This window comes from Acinetobacter radioresistens DSM 6976 = NBRC 102413 = CIP 103788 (assembly GCF_006757745.1).
Lineage (GTDB): Bacteria > Pseudomonadota > Gammaproteobacteria > Pseudomonadales > Moraxellaceae > Acinetobacter > Acinetobacter radioresistens.
Map to the genome: position 1 here is coordinate 964,324 of NZ_AP019740.1, position 17,836 is coordinate 982,159.

A 17,836-nucleotide genomic window follows, 5' to 3' on the forward strand; every position below is an offset into this window, starting at 1 on the left:
TGAAAAAGAGCAGAGAATTATATGATTATTCAACTGCTCTTAACTCTAATTACCCAAAGCGGTTAGATCGACGAATTTTTCCTGGACGGGTAGTCCCATTAGTCTTGCGACGTGGCTTCGCCTCACCTTCTTCTGTTTGCCATACGCGTTTTGTTCCGCCGGATGGTAACTTTTTACCTGCTTTGTTTGCACCTTTGTCTTTAGGCTGTTCTTTATTAAATTTGGACTTGCCATCTTTCTGTTCAAAGGGCTTTTTTGCTGCATTACGTGGTGCACTGCGGCCTGTATAAGGCTTATCTGCAGGCACATCTTTAAAGTCCGGATAAAGCAGAGGCTCAATTTCAAACTGCTCACCTGGTTGGAGACCAAGTTTTACCAAGTCAATAGTGCCAATTTGTGTGCGAATCAGACGTAAAGTCGGAAAGCCTACTGCAGCTGTCATACGGCGCACCTGCCGGTTTCGGCCTTCACAGATTTGCAGCTCAACCCAGCTAGTAGGAATGCTGGCACGAAAGCGCACAGGAGGATCGCGGTCCCATAACCATTCCGGCTGCTCAACCTTACGGGCTTTGGCCGGTAAAGTCATACCATCTGCCAGTTCGACCCCTTGACGTAACTGCTCGAGAGCTTCTTCTGTAATATCGCCATCAACTTGTGCCAGATAGGTTTTAAACTTTTTATTCTTGGGATTAGTAATGAACTGATTCAAACCGCCATGATCGGTGAGAAACATTAAACCTTCTGAGTCCAAGTCTAAACGACCAGCCAGCCGTAATTCAGGATCATGAATAAAATGGGAGAGTGTTAAATGCTTAGAGTCTTCACGAAACTGTGAAAGCACATCATAAGGCTTATTAAAAATGATAATTTTCATACGGAATTTCAACTTCAGTGTATACAACAAAAAATAACGACGTTTTATTTAATAGAGAAATGTTGTTATTTCTCGTATAAATCTCAACCAAGCCCTAAGATCGATTAAAGTATATCATGTAAGGAAAGTTGAAGAGTGTGCCTGCATGGCATACATTTTATTCGTCAGCTACATAAGGGAGAACCTGCACAATGGGTTATCAGAAGATCGTAGTTCCTGCAGATGGTAATAAAATTACAGTCAATGCAGACCTGTCACTGAATGTACCAAACCATCCGATCATTCCTTTCATTGAGGGTGACGGTATTGGTGTGGATATTACACCAGCAATGAAAGCAGTGGTAGATGCTGCGGTTTTAAAAGCTTATGGTGGCAAACGTTCGATCGAGTGGATGGAAGTATATTGCGGTGAAAAAGCCAATAAAATTTACGGCACTTATATGCCTGAAGAAACATTCGAAGCCCTGCGTGAATTTGTTGTCTCAATTAAAGGTCCTTTAACCACGCCGGTTGGTGGCGGGATCCGCTCACTAAACGTCGCATTACGCCAGGAACTGGACCTGTATGTCTGTGTACGTCCAGTACGCTGGTTCGAAGGAGTACCTTCACCTGTCCAGCATCCTGAATTAACAGATATGGTGATCTTCCGTGAGAACTCGGAAGATATCTATGCCGGAATCGAGTGGAAAGCCGGTTCTCCGGAAGCTAAAAAAGTTATAAAGTTTTTAAAAGAAGAAATGGGTGTAACCAAGATCCGTTTTGAAGAAAATTGTGGTATCGGTATTAAGCCTGTTTCTAAAGAAGGTACGCAGCGTCTGGTACGTAAGGCTATTCAGTTTGCAATTGATAATGATAAACCGAGTGTAACGCTTGTGCACAAGGGTAATATCATGAAATATACTGAAGGTGCATTTAAAGAGTGGGGCTATGAAGTTGCACTTGAGCGCTTTGGTGGTGAACTGCTAGATGGTGGTCCGTGGGTTAAAATTAAGAATCCTAAGACTGGTAAAGATATTATTATTAAAGATGTCATCGCTGATGCATTCCTGCAACAGATCTTAATGCGTCCGGCAGATTATTCTGTGATTGCTACGCTGAACCTGAATGGGGACTACATTTCTGATGCACTTGCAGCAGAAGTTGGAGGCATTGGTATTGCGCCCGGTGCAAATATCGGTGGGGCAATTCAAGTATATGAAGCGACTCATGGTACTGCGCCTAAATATGCCGGACAGGATAAAGTCAACCCGGGTTCAATCATTCTTTCTGCTGAGATGATGCTGCGAGATATGGGCTGGATAGAAGCTGCTGATCTGATTATTAAAGGAATTGCTGGCGCTATTGCGGCCAAGACTGTGACTTATGATTTTGAGCGTCTAATGCCAAATGCAACACTTCTGCGCTGTTCTGAATTCGGACAGGCAATTATTGAAAATATGGGCGAGTAATTTCTATTTTCCCCAATAAAAACCCGCGACAATCGCGGGTTTTTACTAGAAATCTATAACTCCAGATTTGCTTCTTCTACAGAGACTGCTTTACCGATACTATAAAAGTGTCCTCCTGCTACATGGTGAATGGTTCGCCACTCTTCATCTGCATCTTCAAAGTGCCAGCGGCCCTGACTGAAAACCCTATTATCTGCATAGGCTGCAATAACCTTTCCAATAAACAGATCATGTGCCTGCTGGATATGGGGTTCCGGAATTAATTCACACAGTAGCCATGCTGAACAGTCTGCAACCACGGGAAGATCGGAGTTTTCAAACTGGAACAGCTCAACCTGACAAATCTCCAGCTTATTAGGTTCAGTCATCTTGCTGGTAGTGCCGAGTTTGTATACGAGTTCCAGTTGTTTAAGATTGGGAATCTGTAAGGCGAAATAACCCGAATTCTCAATAAGCTGCCGGGTTTTTGTACTTTTATCCAGCACTACAGTCACTTTGGCTGGATTGAACTCAAGTGCACATGCCCATGCAGCAGCCATCACATCTGTCTCTTTATGGTCTTTACTCGAGACTAAAACAGTAGGACCGTGTGTCAGCAGACGATAAGCTTTCTCTAGGGGAACATGTTGAATGTGTGGATTTAACATCTGCATTCTCAGTAAAACAATTTTGCCCAGCCTAGCAGAAAAAGCCTTAAGATACAGAGCAAAGAACGTAGGAAAAATCTTATGAAAATGTATCAGGTTGATGCTTTTAGCACAGAACTTTTTAAGGGAAATCCGGCTGCTGTGCTTGTATGTGAAGAGTGGTTAGATGACAGGATTATGCAAAACATTGCATTGGAGAACAACCTTTCAGAAACTGCCTTCGTCAAAATAATAAATGATGAAAATTATGAGATTCGTTGGTTTACTCCAAGTGTTGAAGTAGATTTCTGTGGTCATGCTACCTTAGCCAGCAGTTTTGTTCTTTTTAAAGATTTTACCACCACAAAAACGATTCATTTTCATGTAAAAGACCTAGGAGTCTTTATTGTCACACAAGGACAAGATGGCAAAATCACCATGAATTTTCCAGTACGTGTACCTGAGCCCTTGCCAGATTATCCTGCCTTGTTAAATGAGGTAGTAGATTGCCCTTTTAATGAAGTTTATGTAAACCAGCAAGCTTTTATTTTGGTCTGTGAATCTGAACAGGCTGTACGTGATGCAAAACCAGATTTTAATAAAATTAAAGAATTGGCAGCAGCCTATCAGCGCAGCACAGCAATTACTGCCGCTGACCTTGATATTTCCATTACCAGCAAGGCACAGCATTATGATTACATTGCTCGTTATTTTGCACCGCATAAAGGGATTGATGAAGACCCTGTAACAGGTTCCATGCATACTGGTCTTGCTCCACTCTGGGCCGATAAACTTTCAAAACGGCAACTGGTTGCCTATCAGGCTTCTGCTCGCGGCGGATTACTGTACTGTGATTTAAAAGATAATCAACGTATAGAAATTTCTGGTTATGCGAAGCTATATATGGTTGCAGAAATCTTTTTAGACTAGAGATATACTTTTCAACCTGGAAATTATCATTCAAGGTTCTCGGCCTCGAGAACCTTTTATTTTTATATTTTGCTTGTTTAATACTTTTTACTGTAGTAATTGAAAAATGCTTTTATTCACACCGCAGACTGAACAGATTAAATAAAGGGTAAATATAGGCACTATAATAAATGCATGAAAATGACCTGGTTATTAATATAGTGATTAAAATCATTTGTCTATAATTTTTATTCCAATCTAATATCTAAAAAACCGAAATAGCCAGCTAGAGCTTTAAATAGATTCTTAACATCAGAATTTACTAAAACTATCAGGAAGATAAAGAAGCATATCGGTTTGATCCTTTCATCAAATTAGTCTTCATTTAAACTGCTAATTATATATTTAAAAATAATTAAGCATTACAAACAGATCGGTAGTAATTTTGATGCTATAAAATTGTTAAAAAGGCTAGGTGTTTAAGACAGACTATAGTCAAATATGCCACCTTAAAAGAATGCACCGGCAACTAGATGGAGTTTGGGAATGAATATACCCCTAATCATTAATATTGTGGTTTTTATCGGGTTGATATTTTTGCTTGCCCAAACACGCAAAACCACATGGAGCCTGTCTAAAAAAGTACTTGCTGGTCTTGTTCTGGGAGTTATATTTGGACTCGGATTACACGCCGTGTATGGCGCAAACCACCCAGTTCTAGCCGAATCTATCAGTTGGTTTAATATTGTGGGCAATGGCTATGTGAAGTTTTTGCAAATGGTCGTGATGCCACTGGTCTTTGTTTCTATCTTAGGAGCTGTGGCAAAACTACATCAGGCTTCGTCATTAGGTAAAATCAGTTTCTATTCAATTGGAACCTTATTGTTTACCACTTTAATTGCGGCCCTAGTCGGGGTTTTCGTAACCAATCTATTCGGTTTGACTGCTCAGGGTCTGGTACAGGGAGCGGCCGAAACGGCCCGTTTAAATACTATTCAGTCTGATTACGTTGGAAAATTAACCGATTTAAGTGTGCCACAATTGATTTTATCGTTTATTCCGGGTAATCCTTTTGCCGAGTTGACCGGAGCTAACCCGACCTCAATTATCAGTGTGGTGATTTTCGCCATATTCTTAGGTATGGCTGCATTAAACCTGATGAAGGATGATGTGGTAAAAGGCCAGCGAATTCTGAATGCTATTCAGACTTTGCAAGCTTGGGTAATGAAACTGGTACGTTTGGTTATGACTTTAACACCGTATGGCGTTTTTGCTTTAATGACAAAAGTAGTAGCCAGTTCTAACCTTGCTGATATTTTAAATCTGGGTGGCTTCCTGATAGCCTCATATGTGGGCTTGGCCATCATGTTTGCTGTACATGCTATTATTTTACTTCTTACTGGCATTTCTCCAGTAAAATTCTTTAAAAAGGTAGCACCTGTACTGACATTTGCCTTTACCAGCCGATCAAGTGCGGCCAGTATTCCTTTGAATATTGAAGCGCAGACTCGCCGGTTGGGCGTTCCAGAGTCGATTGCCAGTTTTTCAGCCTCCTTTGGAGCCACGATTGGTCAAAATGGCTGTGCAGGTTTATATCCAGCCATGCTGGCAGTGATGGTCGCACCAACTTTAGGAATCAATACTCTAGATCCGATGTGGATCGCATCACTGGTTGGAATTGTGACTTTAAGTTCAATCGGTGTAGCCGGAGTGGGTGGCGGAGCAACTTTTGCAGCGCTGATCGTATTGCCGGCTATGGGCCTGCCAGTAACTTTGGTGGCGCTCCTGATTTCTATCGAGCCTTTAATTGATATGGGCCGGACTGCATTAAATGTAAATGGTTCAATGACAGCCGGTATTGTTACTAGTCAACTGATGGGCCAGACCGATAAAAGTATTTTAAATAGCCGTGAAGAAATTGAACTGGCACATCATTAATATTGCTATACCAAGATATTTACAGGCATATTTTCTATACACTGAGCCGTTGAAATAAGCGGCTATTTTTTTAGAATAGGCTGTTAAATATAACAATCATTACCTATGATGATGAATAAATAGCTTCACTGAGCTGAAATAATTGGAATAATTATGTTAACGCGGTTTAAGACTCTTACTCTCTCATTATGTCTTCTCGGTTTAAATACAGCAGTATTTGCACAGCCGATTCTGGTTAAATCCCAGCAAAAAATCGAGGAATACAAACTGGACAATGGCTTCCGTGTTGTACTTGCCCCGAATGATAAAGAAAATAAAGTTTATATCAACACAATTTATTTGACCGGTTCCCTGAATGATCCGCAAGGAAAAGGAGGGCTGGCTCATCTTTTGGAACATTTGGCTTTTAAAGGTACTCAAAATGTAAAAGGTGAGGAGTTTCAGCGGCGTCTGGACCAATATACATTAATGACAAATGCCAGTACTGACTATTACTCTACCCGTTACCTTAATATTGTCCGACCTGACAGCAAAGCCCTGAATGAAGTTTTGTATCTTGAAGCAGAGCGAATGGATAAGCTGGTACTACAGCAAAAGTTTGTTCCCTCTGAAATCGAGATTGTAAAACGTGAGCGCGAAATCCGTCTGGACCAGCCCTTCGCTGTGCTCATGGACCAAATGTGGAAATCTGCTTATGGCAACCAGTATCTTGGGCGATTACCAATTGGAGATCTAGAAGAACTTAAATCAATCCGAATGGATGAGCTTAACCGCTTTTACCGTACCTGGTATGCGCCTAACAATGCAGTCATGGTCATTGCCGGAAAATTTGACAAGGCAGCCATATTAAAAACGATTGATCAGCAGTTTAGTCCAATTCCAGCACGTTCAGTGCCTGAGCAGGTTAAAGTGCCAAAACTGGACTCGACCCAGATCAAGAACCGTAATTTTATTGTCAGAAAAGGCAGCGATCTGGCCAAGTTCCATATTTATATGGATGGAAAAAATACCAAAATTCAGCCGGCACTGGCATTGGCACCATATTTGTATACCATGCAGCCAAGCGGTCATCTTTACCAGAGTATGGTCGAATCCGGATTAAGTACTGCTGTCCAGTCTACTACCTGGTTAGATCAGGATTTTAATCTGGTCTTTATGGGAGCTATTTATGCGCCAAGTCATGATGAAAATAAAGTTGAAAATACTTTGCTTTCCAGTGTAGAGAAAAACCAGAATTTCAATGATACAGAGCTAAAACGGGTTCAAAGTCTGATGCAGAATCAGGCAGACAGTATTATGAACAATGCGACTGCTATTGGTTCACGGCTCAGTGATTATGTTGTTTCAAGTCAGGGTAACTGGAACCAGTATTTCAATGATTTACAGGCCGTGCGTAATTTAAACACTGCCGAGCTGAACCAGACCCTGAAAAGCTTTCTGGTACCGCAACACCGGATTTCAGGTGACATCAAGCCTACACCAGAAGAACAGAAGAAGGCACTGGAACAAAAGCAGGCTGCCGAGCAGCCAAAAACACTTGATCAGCAGGCAGTATCAGCTGAACCCTTGCTTGACGCCAGTGTTTACAAGCAACAGGTTACCCAGTATCTGACTAACTCGAAACAGCTTCTGGACCAAGCTGAAAAGAAAATTCAGCGGGGAACCCTCAAAAATGGCATGCAATATGCGCTGTTTCCAACCGCTACTCGTGATGACAAAACTTACGCCACTATTACCCTGCAATTCGGTGATGAGAAAACGCTTTTTGACCGTGGAGAAACTCTGGAACTGATGGCTTATCTGCTACTAAGAGGAACAGATCAGTACAGTTTACAAGACATTGCAGACCGTTCGATAGAAGCCGGAGGCCAGGCCAGTGCCAGTGCGGATGAAAACGGTATTGTGATCCGGATACAGGCAAAAAAAGAAAAATTTGATGATTTTTTCAGATTTGTAATTGAGTTGCTGAAGAAACCCAAATTTGAGCAGTCACAGTTTGATCTGATCAAATCACAAACTCTCGCTACTCTGGACAGGCCTTATACTGAACCTGATACTGTTGCTGCTTTAACTATGGCACGTTTAATTGAAATTTATCAACCGGGCGACCTGCGCTATCATTTTGAACCCGAACTGGCGAAATCCAAAATACAGACCGCCAAAGTAGAGCAGGTCAAACAGCTATATCAGCAGTTCTTTGCTATGGACCATGCTCAGGTCGCAGTTACTGGTGAATTTAAGCCTGAACAGATTAAAAAACTGTTGCAGCGTGAACTGGGTAACTGGAAGGGGGGCCAGCCTTATAAAAAGCTGACCTCTGAACATAGGGTATATCAAGCACAAAAAGTACATGTGCTTTCTGAGCAGCGTGAATTTGGCAACTACCAGAGCATACTGACTTTTCCGGTAGGGGTGGACCATCCTGATGCACCTGCACTGATCATCTTTAGCCATATTCTGGGCAATTCTCAGTTATCATCACGCTTGGCACAAGAGCTACGTGAAAAGAATGCACTGGTCTATGGTTTTGGTAGTGATTTACAGCTTGATCCGGATGCAGCGGTTGGAGGTTTAAGTATTGAAGCAAATTATACAGCCGGCCGTTCTGCACAGGTGTCACAGTCGGTACATAAAGTACTGGATGATCTTCTGAAGCAGGGCGTAACCGAGCAGGAACTTGAAGCAGCCAAAGCTGATATTATGAAACAGCGCGTTACTGCACTGGAAGATGAACGTAATATCCATGGCATGCTAAATAGCCAGCTGGAGCGCGGCAAAAGAATGGAAAGCCGTGCAAAGCGTGATATGGCTATTGCCGGTTTGAATAAAGCTGATATTGATACAGTAATTCGTAAATACATCAAGCCGGAGCACTTGGTTGAAGTGATGGCAGACCAGTATGGTCAGCCTCAGAAAGGCTCCTAAATGAAATATGAAATAAGCCGGTTATGGCTTATTTCATCTTAAAGAATATAAATGTATACGCAGGTTGGCTATCAAAAGCCAGCCTGTTTTTTACAGACGGTAGAATTGCCGTGCATTATCATAAAAAATATTTTTCAAAGCGCTAGCATTATAACTTGCCACAATATCACTATAAGCATCGATCAGATTAACCAGACTGGTGCTTACTTTATCCATGGGAAAATTGGAGCCAAACATTACCCGGTAGGTCCCGAAACTCTTGAGTGCGTGTAGAATCATTGGACTAAGCAGATCGATCATTTGCTGTTTGGTGGCCAGACGTTTATTTTTATGAAATTGATGTCCTAAAACCGGCATCATTAGTCCGGACATTTTGGTATAAACATTTGGGCAGGTAGCAAGTTCTGCAATATCTTCCTGCCATTGATAAAAAATATTGTCACGACCGGTTTGGGTCAGTCCGGTATTTTTTCCGACTTTTCCAAATATACCCGCAGGTGTTCCAAGATGATCCAAAACAATCGAAGTTTCTGGAAACTTGCGTGCCAGCTGAATCAAGTCTTGAAGCTGGGTAGAGTAGACCCAGGCATCAAAACTGAGCTGGTGTTGAGCCAATTGCTCAAATCCCTTTAAGAATTTTTTATCAGTATAAAGATGGGGCTGATCTGCCCATGCCAGAATACCTTTATCTTCATGTACAGCTCCCATTCGGCGTATACCGCGCAGCCGTGAAGAATTCTTTGCATGGAGTTTGAGAATCTTTTTAAAATTACTCTGACGCGGATCAGCTGTTGCCACAATGGCACCCAGTTGAGTACGGGTTGTATCAAAAGGCAAGGATTCAATAAAACGGGTTTCGCCGACTACTCCTTTACCTCGGTCATCATGCCAGTGAGCTTCGATATGTACTACCTGCTCAGACTGATAGGGACCAAGATCCTGCTGGTAATTCTGGGGGAGGTAAGGAGAAGTTACATAGACAGTTTGACCTAAACTCTCGATCAGTTCTTTAGGTTTAACCAGGCGTATAACTTTGTCGAGTACAGCCGGATACCTACCAAAAACTTTAACTGCCATACGGGCACTATGTGGAGTATTGAGTGGATCCCACTGGTGAATATGTGAATCAATAAAATTAAAACCCAGATCTTGCATAATCATTCCATGTTGTTTTTATTTCTGAATATCCTGAGCACAGATTATGATGAATCATCTTTTTATTCTAGATAAATCTGTAAACATAAAAAAAGCCCCGCAGGGCCTAAACAATGATTTCAATGGTCATGCTTGTGATCATGTTTATGAGTATGGAACTCCTCATTTTTACGAAAACGCAGATAGTTTTCAAACTGTTCGCAATATTCATCAAAGTTATCTTCCAGCATCATTTGAAACTGCTGAATCAGATAGGACATAACCTGTTCTTTCGCTTCACGCATCTCGTTGCCATCTTTAAAATTGTTAGCTGCAACCCATGTGTTAAAACGGGCAGCAGCAAATAACATGGCCGCACTAACCTGACCACGAAGTTCTGTAGGATTGGCTTTTTCACCTTTGGGAGGACGGCAAAATTCATTGGCCTGTCTAATAAATTCATCGGCACGTTCAAAGAAAGCAGCATTTAACACTTCTTCTTCGGTAACATCCGTTGCTTGAATCTTTTGAGACATGACATTTTCCAACTCAAAAATTTAATGTTCTATTATAGGCAAAGCCTTGCAGAAACTGAACCTTTGTCTTAATCTAAAAATAGCCTAAGCCTAGAATGAGGTAAACTCATGCAAGATGCCATTGCTGTACAAAGTCTGAAAAGTGACATAGCCTTATTACGCCAGCATATATGGCCACCTAATCACCTGGAACATGTGGAAGGTTTGCCTATTTACTATGGTTCAAAATCTGAAGTGGCAGAATATTATCAGCAGTGGCAAGGCTTAATTGAGCGTGCTCAAGAAATGTTCCAGCCTTTTATGGAAGATGAAATTTTAGATGCAATTCATCTGCCCAGTCATTTAAATTTACCGCTTTTTTTCTTTCATGTAGACCGGATCCGTATTAATAAAACCCGCGCCAAAGAGTCTAAAACGTTTCGCGGTGTTGCCAGTCTGCTAGAGAAATGTGGCCAGTTCGAACCTGAACAGGTATTCGCTATGAAAGAGTGGCTGGAAAGTGATGATACCGCTGCACTGGTAGCACATCGTGAGTTTATTGACCTGCGTACCTATGTATTTCAGCACGGCCAGAGTGAATATACCCGTACCCGGTTTTATGTAAATGGCATTGTGCTGAGTGTAGAACCTGACTTTAAACTGGTAGATGCCCGTGACAAGCCACGCAAACAGCGCAGTGACAGCTATAGTGATCCACTGGCTGATAACGGGGTGTGGAAAATCTACGGAAAATATCGCTAGTTAATACATGCTGCCCAATCCTGAGCAGCATTTAAAATCACTATGATATAAAAAATTTATCTCAAGACTATGACCAGAAGGTTTGAGCAGTGCAGAATTTTTCTAGAGCTTGAGCTGCCTCACGTAAAGCAGATTCTTGTCTGGCCTTAACCCAGCCAGCGGCATACCAGGCAGTAGGTTGTTGTGCAGCTGCGTCACGGAAAACCTCTTCTGCAATAATTAGATCATTATAATGCCCGAGAGCCTCCTGCACCGGACGTAGCTGCTTTAGATAGTGCTGGACCTCTTTTTCAGAATATAAGCTGCTCACAAATTCAATACCATAACGTAAGCGTTTAGCACGTTTGCGGGTACGATGCCGTTCTTCAGCTTCGAGCTGCATAAATTGCGATGCATCATGCACGATCTGCTGATGCATTTTCTCCAAACGTTTTTTAATTTTTTTCTTTACTTTAGTGGACTTATGCTGGTTTTCATTGGCAGAGCTGCCTGTATATGCAAAAGCCATCAGGTCGAGCAATGTGTTCATTACCATGACTGAACGTACAACTGATCCAGCAGGATGTTCTGAATCATCAGATGCTGACGGTAATTCAATAGTAATTAAACCTTCCTGGACAATCTGAGGCAGAATGTCTGCTTCTACTACATCGCGGTCACGTGCTGAACCAAGCTGGCTGAAGAGCTTACTCAGATTTTCTTCCCAGACAGGGTCTACAGCATCAGACCAGTTACTAAAAATCTTGAGGGCACTACGCAATCTGCGGATACCTACACGCGCCTGATGAGTATGTTCGGCATCAGCAACCTCTGCAGCAACTGCTGCCAGGTTCGGTAAAATTTGATCGAGACAATTGGCCACGATTTTTCTTAAAACAGTATCAGTACTGTCTTCTTTCGATAATTCAATAGACTTGGCATGTACTGCTTTGGAGGCTTTTTGGCCGAGCGCCAGTAGCGTGCCCCGTTCAGCTTTACTTCTAACATCGAGCCAGAGTTGATATTTCTTGACCCAGCCTTGTGCAAAATGAATCAGGCTTTCAGCAGGGCCCTGTTTAAGTTCGAATTCAACTTCGTGAATAACATCGATATCATTTTGGGTACGGACTTCTCCCTGGTCGAGACATACTTCAATTTCTGCATTATTAAAGTTAAAAATCCGGTAGATTCGCTGCACATCAGTTTCAAACTGTAATTCTAGCTCGGTTACCTGGTTCCCCAGTGTATTTTCCAGAAGAGTTTGAGCTTCAGGATGTTCTGCAAAAAAATTCAGATCAGGAAGTTCAGGCTCTTCACTACATATACCAAGATCAACTTCTGCTTCAATACGATGCAGATGATTTTTGCCAGCTGCCTTAAAAGTTTGAACCCAGTCTTCACCTTCCTTGCGTAGCCGCAGCGCCATCCCATTTTTAGAGAGTAATCGTTCTGGTGTATCAAAGTATTTGGCTTGCAGGTGAATAGACTGTGCAGTATCTGGCTGCAAAGCCTGCTTGAGTGATTTTTGTTGAGCCTCAGGAATTTGAAATTTTAATTCGATTTCCAGCATTGAACAGTCTCCGAGTTCTCAATCACGCTAAAAAAATAGTGATATAAAATTTTAATCAGATCAGCTCTACCAGCTGAACAGCTATAAACATGAATTTTCACTATGACATAAAAAAAATAAACCACCAAATTTCCGGATTTAAAATAATATTATTAATTATTTGATTATATTAATTTATTTTTATTCATATATAAGCGTATTGTATCTTTTTGCTATCTTGAATCTATAAAGATTACAATTCAAAATGCTCAGCTTTATTTTGCTCAAGAAATGCAGTAACGTGAAAGAAAATAAATAACCGGTATCAGGATGATTCCATGACAACTACACATTCAACCCATGAACTGAGCACAGAAATCAAATATCAGCTGCCAATACGTAATTATCACGAATTTTACAGGTTCTATCTGACAGAGCACCGTAATATTATGAGCCGACGTCTACATGTAGCTGGGAGCAGTACAGGTTTATTACTGCTCGGTGTAAGTTTGGTTAAATCTAAAAAACGTTATCTTCCACTTGCTTTGCTGGCTGGTTATGCTTGTGCTTGGGTAGGGCATTTTATGTTTGAGAAAAACAAACCTGCCAGCTTCAAACAGCCCTTATACAGCTTTATTTCAGACTGGCGTATGTTTGCCGATGTCGTGCGTGGTAATTTAAGTCTAAAAGATCGCCGCTACGATAAAATTGACTCATAAGCAGAGCTGATAAAAGCCTGAAATTTGTTATACTTTATTGATATTTTTATTTAAATTTAAAAGTGAGGTTTTATGCGCGGTCTATATCTCATTACCAATGATGATCCAATTGAGCTCTTACTGGAAAAATTGGAGGCTGCGCTAGCCACTCATCAAATTGAAATATTGCAGTACCGTCGTAAAAAAGTAGAAAAAGCTGACCAATTGCATGAAGTGGAACGGATTAAAGCCCTATGCGATTTTTATAAGGTTCCTTTGGTGATTAATGATGATATTAGACTGGCCGCACAGTTTGGTCTAGGCGTGCACTTGGGGCAAACCGATGGTGAAATTATAGAGGCGAAAACTCAGTTACCAGAAAATATGATCATTGGCCGGACCTGCGCTAACTCAATTGAACTGGCTGAACAGGCAATTGCAGATGGGGCAACCTATATTGCATTTGGTGCAATTTATGCGACTTGCAGCAAACCTGAAGCAGGTAATATCGGGCTGGAAACTTTAAAGCTGGCACGCCAGAAGTTTAGTCTGCCTATTTGTGCCATTGGGGGGTTAACGGTTGAAAATGCTCAGCCTGTGATTCAAGCTGGAGCAGACCTTTGTGCAGTCATTAGTGATATATTGGCATTGCCGGCCGAAGAAATTCCAGGCCGCGTACAGGCTTGGGCTATTTTATTTGCAGAGACCCAGCCTGCTATATAAGCTGAATATTTTAATTTTATTGTGATTATTAGTTGAGACCTTCCATGAGCTTATCTCCAAAGCAAGAGCAGTTATTCAAGCAAGCCAGTAAACATATTCCGGGTGGCGTAAACTCTCCGGTGCGTGCATTTAATGGTGTAGGGGGAACGCCGGTCTTTATTAAAAAAGCTGCAGGTGCTTATCTTTGGGACGAAGATGATAAGCGTTATGTTGACTATGTAGGCTCATGGGGTCCAATGATCCTGGGTCATGCACATCCAGATATTATTCAGGCAGTACAAAACGCCGCTCAGGATGGTTTGAGTTTTGGTGCACCTACTGTTCATGAAACTACACTGGCAGATATTATCTGTGAGATCATGCCATCTATTGAAATGGTGCGTATGACCAACTCAGGTACAGAAGCTACCATGACCGCGATCCGTTTAGCTCGTGGTTATACCGGTCGAGACAAGATTGTTAAATTTGAAGGCTGTTATCATGGCCATTCGGATTCATTACTGGTAAAAGCAGGTTCAGGTTTGTTAACCAAAGGGGAAGGTGAGCCAACCTCTAAAGGTGTACCAGCAGATTTTGCCAAACATACCTTAACTCTGCCTTACAACAATATTGCTGCTTTAAAAGAGTGTTTTGCAAAATTTGGCCATGAAATTGCTGGTGTCATTGTAGAACCGGTTGCAGGGAATATGAATCTGGTTAAGCCTATTGATGGTTTCCTGCAAGCAATCCGTGATGTCTGTGATGAATACAAGTCCGTCTTTATCATTGATGAAGTAATGACAGGTTTCCGGGTTGCTCTAGGTGGTGCACAGGCTTTTTACGATGTTAAGCCTGACCTGACTACACTGGGTAAAATTATTGGGGCCGGGTTACCCGTAGGTGCTTTCGGCGGAAAGCGCGAAATTATGCAATGCATCGCGCCTTTGGGTGGGGTATATCAGGCTGGTACATTATCTGGTAATCCGCTTGCCATGCGTGCTGGTATTGAAATGTTTAAAAATTTACGCCAACCGGGTTTTTATGAAAATCTTACAGTTAAACTCGAGAAACTGTTAACAGGTTTACAGCAAGCCGCAGATGAGATTGGTATACCTTTTAAAACCCAGCAGGCCGGCGGTATGTTTGGTCTGTACTTTACTGATCAGGAAGATATCACCAGTTTTGATTCAATGCTGGCCTGTGATGTAGAAGCTTTTAAAAAGTTTTTCCACGGTATGTTAAAACGTGGTGTTAATCTTGCACCTTCTGCTTTTGAAGCTGGATTTATCTCGGCAGCCCATAGTGATGAAGATATAACTTTTACTATTCAGGCAGCAAAAGAAACATTTGAAGAAATGAAAGCTTAACAGTTTTGAAGTCATGCAGGAACAACCCGATCCTGGTCGGGTTTTTTCAACCTATTTGCTCATGTGTGTTCTCAGTAAAGCAGAAATAATAGATTTTTTATTTAATCTATTCGTGAAAATCAAAAATTTCTAGCGACTCTACGTAGGGTAAAATAAGATATTGATGAGCAAGTAAATGCTGTTTTAATTGTATATAGCCTATTTGACTAGACTGATAAATTTTCTTTAGTTCGTTCAGAAGTTCATCTATTTTGCTTTCATTAAACCTTGTGGTTTTAATAAAAAATAATAAACTTGCGCCTAGACCTATATACTCTAAGCCAAAATTTTGATCTAAGTGCTGAATCAGGCTAAAGGTCTCAAAAGGATTTAAATTACCAGCAAAGTAGCCATTAAGTTGTGCTGCAAATTTATAAGTTTCATTGGTAGTATCCACCAATTTTACTTGAATAATTTCATCTAGAATCTGTTCAGGATATTTGTTGATTTTAATTAGAAGAGATAAATCCTGCTCACTATAATTGAACTTATTATACAACCTGTTAATCTCTATTAGATGTTCAGGTTTTAAAAGTTGCTGGATATGATATTGAAACTCAAAGGATTTGACATTATCCCAACTACTGTCTAGATCATCTTTAACAAGTTCAGTGGTATCGAAATATAGTCTATCTTCCATGGACGCATGCATGGAAGTGTATTCACATTGTCCAATATCTTCTAAAAGAAAAAGTACTTTTTTGACAGAATTTTGTCTTTTAAGCTGGAAATATAGATCAAGGAGAGCTTGCCAGGATTTAACTTCATGAACAGTAGCAAAGCATATTAATTCCTGCGCCTCATCATTTATAAGAGGATCCTTTTTATTTTCAATATAAAGCGTGACCATAATAATATTTTTAAATTAATCTGTTTGCTTGAGAGATTTATATCATAAAAATAATGATCTCTAACTGAATAATACTAGCGTAAAAAATCCTCACATTTATTAAATAACTGATATATAAAACTTCCAAATTCTAATCCGGCCCATCAGTTATTATAATGGGTGCTTAATCCTTCTAAAGAGTCCTTAATGCTGTACGCGATGCCCAAGAAAATCCAGCTTGCCCCATCTCAAGCCAAATGGCAAATTTCATCATCAGGCTCGGTTTTGGTACTGGTTGGATTACATAATTTAAAAATGCAGGCTATGGTTCAGAAAACTGATCTTATGAGTAATCTTGTTCAAATCAATAACAAGGCTGTAACTTTAAATATTCCTGTGGTCGACCTGTATGGCGATGACCTGATACAAGGTATGCAGCAGCTTGGTGAATATACTTCCACTCATCCCCAATTAGTCTTCACAGGACAGGTAACACCGATGCTCAAACAGATTCTGCCGCATCTGCAAAGCGTGACGGATCAACTCTGTATTGTGGATGATGCCATCTTGCTGGCTAATCAGGAACAGCATATTCAATGGATAGAAAATATCTCGAAAGAAGGTTTGCACCATATGAACAGTTATAGTTTAACCCGGCTTTGGGATTTGAGTGCTCCATCAAGTTATATAGTTTCCTAAGTGAATTGCTCGATTATATTTTGCAGTTAGCAAAAATTTTGGCCCTGATTGAGCAGTTTTCTTAACATAATCGGAAATTTCATCACCAATTGCCTAAATGCGCATTGTAATTATTCTCCAAGATTTCTATTATTGCCGGCTTGTTTTTAAATTCGCGATCGGAATAAAGCATTGGGTAATTTTCTAGCCGAACACCTGATTCATCGTGATGAAGACTTTATGGTAATTCATAAACCATCAGGCATACTCAGTGTTCCCGGTAAAGGTGAAGCATTGTCTGACAGCGTTCTGACACGTCTGGTCGCAATTGAACCTAAAACACTTTTAATTCATCGTCTGGATCGGGATACCTCGGGTATTCTGGTTTTCGGTTTATCCCGGCGTGGACAAAATTCAATTGCCAGACAATTTCAGGAACGCCAGACAACGAAAACCTATCAGGCGCTGGTAGCAGGGCATCTGCAAGGTGAAGGAACTATAGATGTTCCTGTCGTTTATGATCCAGCTCATCCGCCTTTGCATATTGCAGATGCTCATCATAATAAGCCAGCATTGACACATTGGCAGGCAATTGAGCAATTCGAAATAAACGGTCAGCAGGTGACGCGTGTCAAACTGGTTCCAGTTACCGGTCGTTCGCATCAGCTTCGTGTACACATGCAGTATCTTGGCCATGCTATTGTTGGCGATACCTTATATGCAGATCTGGAGCAGCAACAGTTGATGCCCCGTTTATGCCTGCATGCCGAGCAGCTGGGATTTGCGCATCCGCAGACCGGTGAGGCTTTAAATTTCTATTGCCCGGTCCCATTTTAAATAAAATACATATTTTCGAGATTTATT

General features: G+C 41.1%; 15 protein-coding genes and 1 pseudogene. 10 read left to right on the forward strand and 6 right to left on the reverse strand.

The features are described from left to right. Positions 1-49 precede the first annotated feature (49 nt). Positions 50-874, reverse strand: coding sequence for an rRNA large subunit pseudouridine synthase E (locus ACRAD_RS04415; protein ID WP_005025256.1), 825 nt, complete (start codon positions 872-874; stop codon positions 50-52). A 191-nt stretch (positions 875-1,065) separates the two neighbouring features. Between ACRAD_RS04415 and icd the strand changes: the two genes are divergently transcribed. Then, complete coding sequence (icd, locus tag ACRAD_RS04420) at positions 1,066-2,322, forward strand: NADP-dependent isocitrate dehydrogenase (protein WP_005015085.1); 1,257 nt, start codon at positions 1,066-1,068, stop codon at positions 2,320-2,322. Between the two features lie 53 nt (positions 2,323-2,375). On the opposite strand, the gene ACRAD_RS04425 is transcribed toward icd, so the two are convergent. Further along, on the reverse strand, positions 2,376-2,969 hold the full coding sequence (locus ACRAD_RS04425; protein ID WP_005025259.1) for a flavin reductase family protein: 594 nt from the start codon (positions 2,967-2,969) through the stop codon (positions 2,376-2,378). An 81-nt stretch (positions 2,970-3,050) separates the two neighbouring features. On the opposite strand from ACRAD_RS04425, the gene ACRAD_RS04430 reads away from it, so the two are divergent. From ACRAD_RS04430 to ACRAD_RS04440, 3 genes are all read left to right on the forward strand, one after another. Beyond that, entirely contained in the window at positions 3,051-3,878 is an 828-nt protein-coding gene (locus ACRAD_RS04430) for a PhzF family phenazine biosynthesis protein (RefSeq protein WP_005025261.1), read from the forward strand. A gap of 525 nt (positions 3,879-4,403) precedes the next feature. After that, on the forward strand, positions 4,404-5,795 hold the full coding sequence (locus ACRAD_RS04435; RefSeq protein ID WP_005025263.1) for an L-cystine transporter: 1,392 nt from the start codon (positions 4,404-4,406) through the stop codon (positions 5,793-5,795). 153 nt (positions 5,796-5,948) lie between these two features. Next, positions 5,949-8,720, forward strand: a complete 2,772-nt coding sequence (locus ACRAD_RS04440) for a M16 family metallopeptidase (RefSeq protein ID WP_005025265.1) — start codon at positions 5,949-5,951, stop codon at positions 8,718-8,720. 90 nt (positions 8,721-8,810) lie between these two features. Here ACRAD_RS04440 and ACRAD_RS04445 read toward each other — a convergent pair whose 3' ends face one another. Beyond that, a complete protein-coding gene (locus tag ACRAD_RS04445; RefSeq protein WP_005025267.1) occupies positions 8,811-9,875 on the reverse strand; it encodes an amidohydrolase family protein in 1,065 nt (354 codons plus the stop codon). A 119-nt stretch (positions 9,876-9,994) separates the two neighbouring features. After that, positions 9,995-10,390, reverse strand: coding sequence for a DUF3144 domain-containing protein (locus tag ACRAD_RS04450; RefSeq protein WP_005025270.1), 396 nt, complete (start codon positions 10,388-10,390; stop codon positions 9,995-9,997). A gap of 108 nt (positions 10,391-10,498) precedes the next feature. On the opposite strand from ACRAD_RS04450, the gene ACRAD_RS04455 reads away from it, so the two are divergent. Further along, positions 10,499-11,131: a hypothetical protein gene (locus ACRAD_RS04455; RefSeq protein ID WP_005025273.1), complete on the forward strand. Its 633-nt coding sequence runs from the start codon at positions 10,499-10,501 to the stop codon at positions 11,129-11,131. 67 nt (positions 11,132-11,198) lie between these two features. On the opposite strand, the gene ACRAD_RS04460 is transcribed toward ACRAD_RS04455, so the two are convergent. Then, entirely contained in the window at positions 11,199-12,680 is a 1,482-nt protein-coding gene (locus tag ACRAD_RS04460) for a CYTH and CHAD domain-containing protein (protein WP_005025275.1), read from the reverse strand. Positions 12,681-12,997: 317 nt separating this feature from the next. Between ACRAD_RS04460 and ACRAD_RS04465 the strand changes: the two genes are divergently transcribed. From ACRAD_RS04465 to hemL, 3 genes are all read left to right on the forward strand, one after another. Further along, complete coding sequence (locus ACRAD_RS04465) at positions 12,998-13,378, forward strand: DUF962 domain-containing protein (protein ID WP_005025277.1); 381 nt, start codon at positions 12,998-13,000, stop codon at positions 13,376-13,378. 72 nt (positions 13,379-13,450) lie between these two features. Continuing rightward, positions 13,451-14,080: a thiamine phosphate synthase gene (thiE, locus tag ACRAD_RS04470; protein ID WP_005025279.1), complete on the forward strand. Its 630-nt coding sequence runs from the start codon at positions 13,451-13,453 to the stop codon at positions 14,078-14,080. Positions 14,081-14,124: 44 nt separating this feature from the next. Then, the gene (hemL, locus tag ACRAD_RS04475; RefSeq protein ID WP_005025281.1) at positions 14,125-15,426 is read left to right on the forward strand and encodes a glutamate-1-semialdehyde 2,1-aminomutase; all 1,302 of its coding nucleotides are present in this window, start codon (positions 14,125-14,127) and stop codon (positions 15,424-15,426) included. A 106-nt stretch (positions 15,427-15,532) separates the two neighbouring features. Here the strand turns inward: hemL and ACRAD_RS04480 are convergent, their stop codons facing one another. Next, positions 15,533-16,315 carry a hypothetical protein gene (locus ACRAD_RS04480; protein ID WP_005025283.1) on the reverse strand — a complete coding sequence of 261 codons (783 nt, stop codon included), beginning with the start codon at positions 16,313-16,315 and terminating at the stop codon, positions 15,533-15,535. 186 nt (positions 16,316-16,501) lie between these two features. Here ACRAD_RS04480 and ACRAD_RS04485 point away from each other — a divergent pair. Both ACRAD_RS04485 and ACRAD_RS04490 read left to right on the forward strand, forming a co-directional pair. Further along, a pseudogene (locus ACRAD_RS04485) lies at positions 16,502-16,990 on the forward strand (isochorismatase); the annotation flags it as partial. Positions 16,991-17,164: 174 nt separating this feature from the next. After that, positions 17,165-17,809: an RluA family pseudouridine synthase gene (locus tag ACRAD_RS04490; RefSeq protein WP_005025287.1), complete on the forward strand. Its 645-nt coding sequence runs from the start codon at positions 17,165-17,167 to the stop codon at positions 17,807-17,809. Positions 17,810-17,836: the final 27 nt, after the last annotated feature.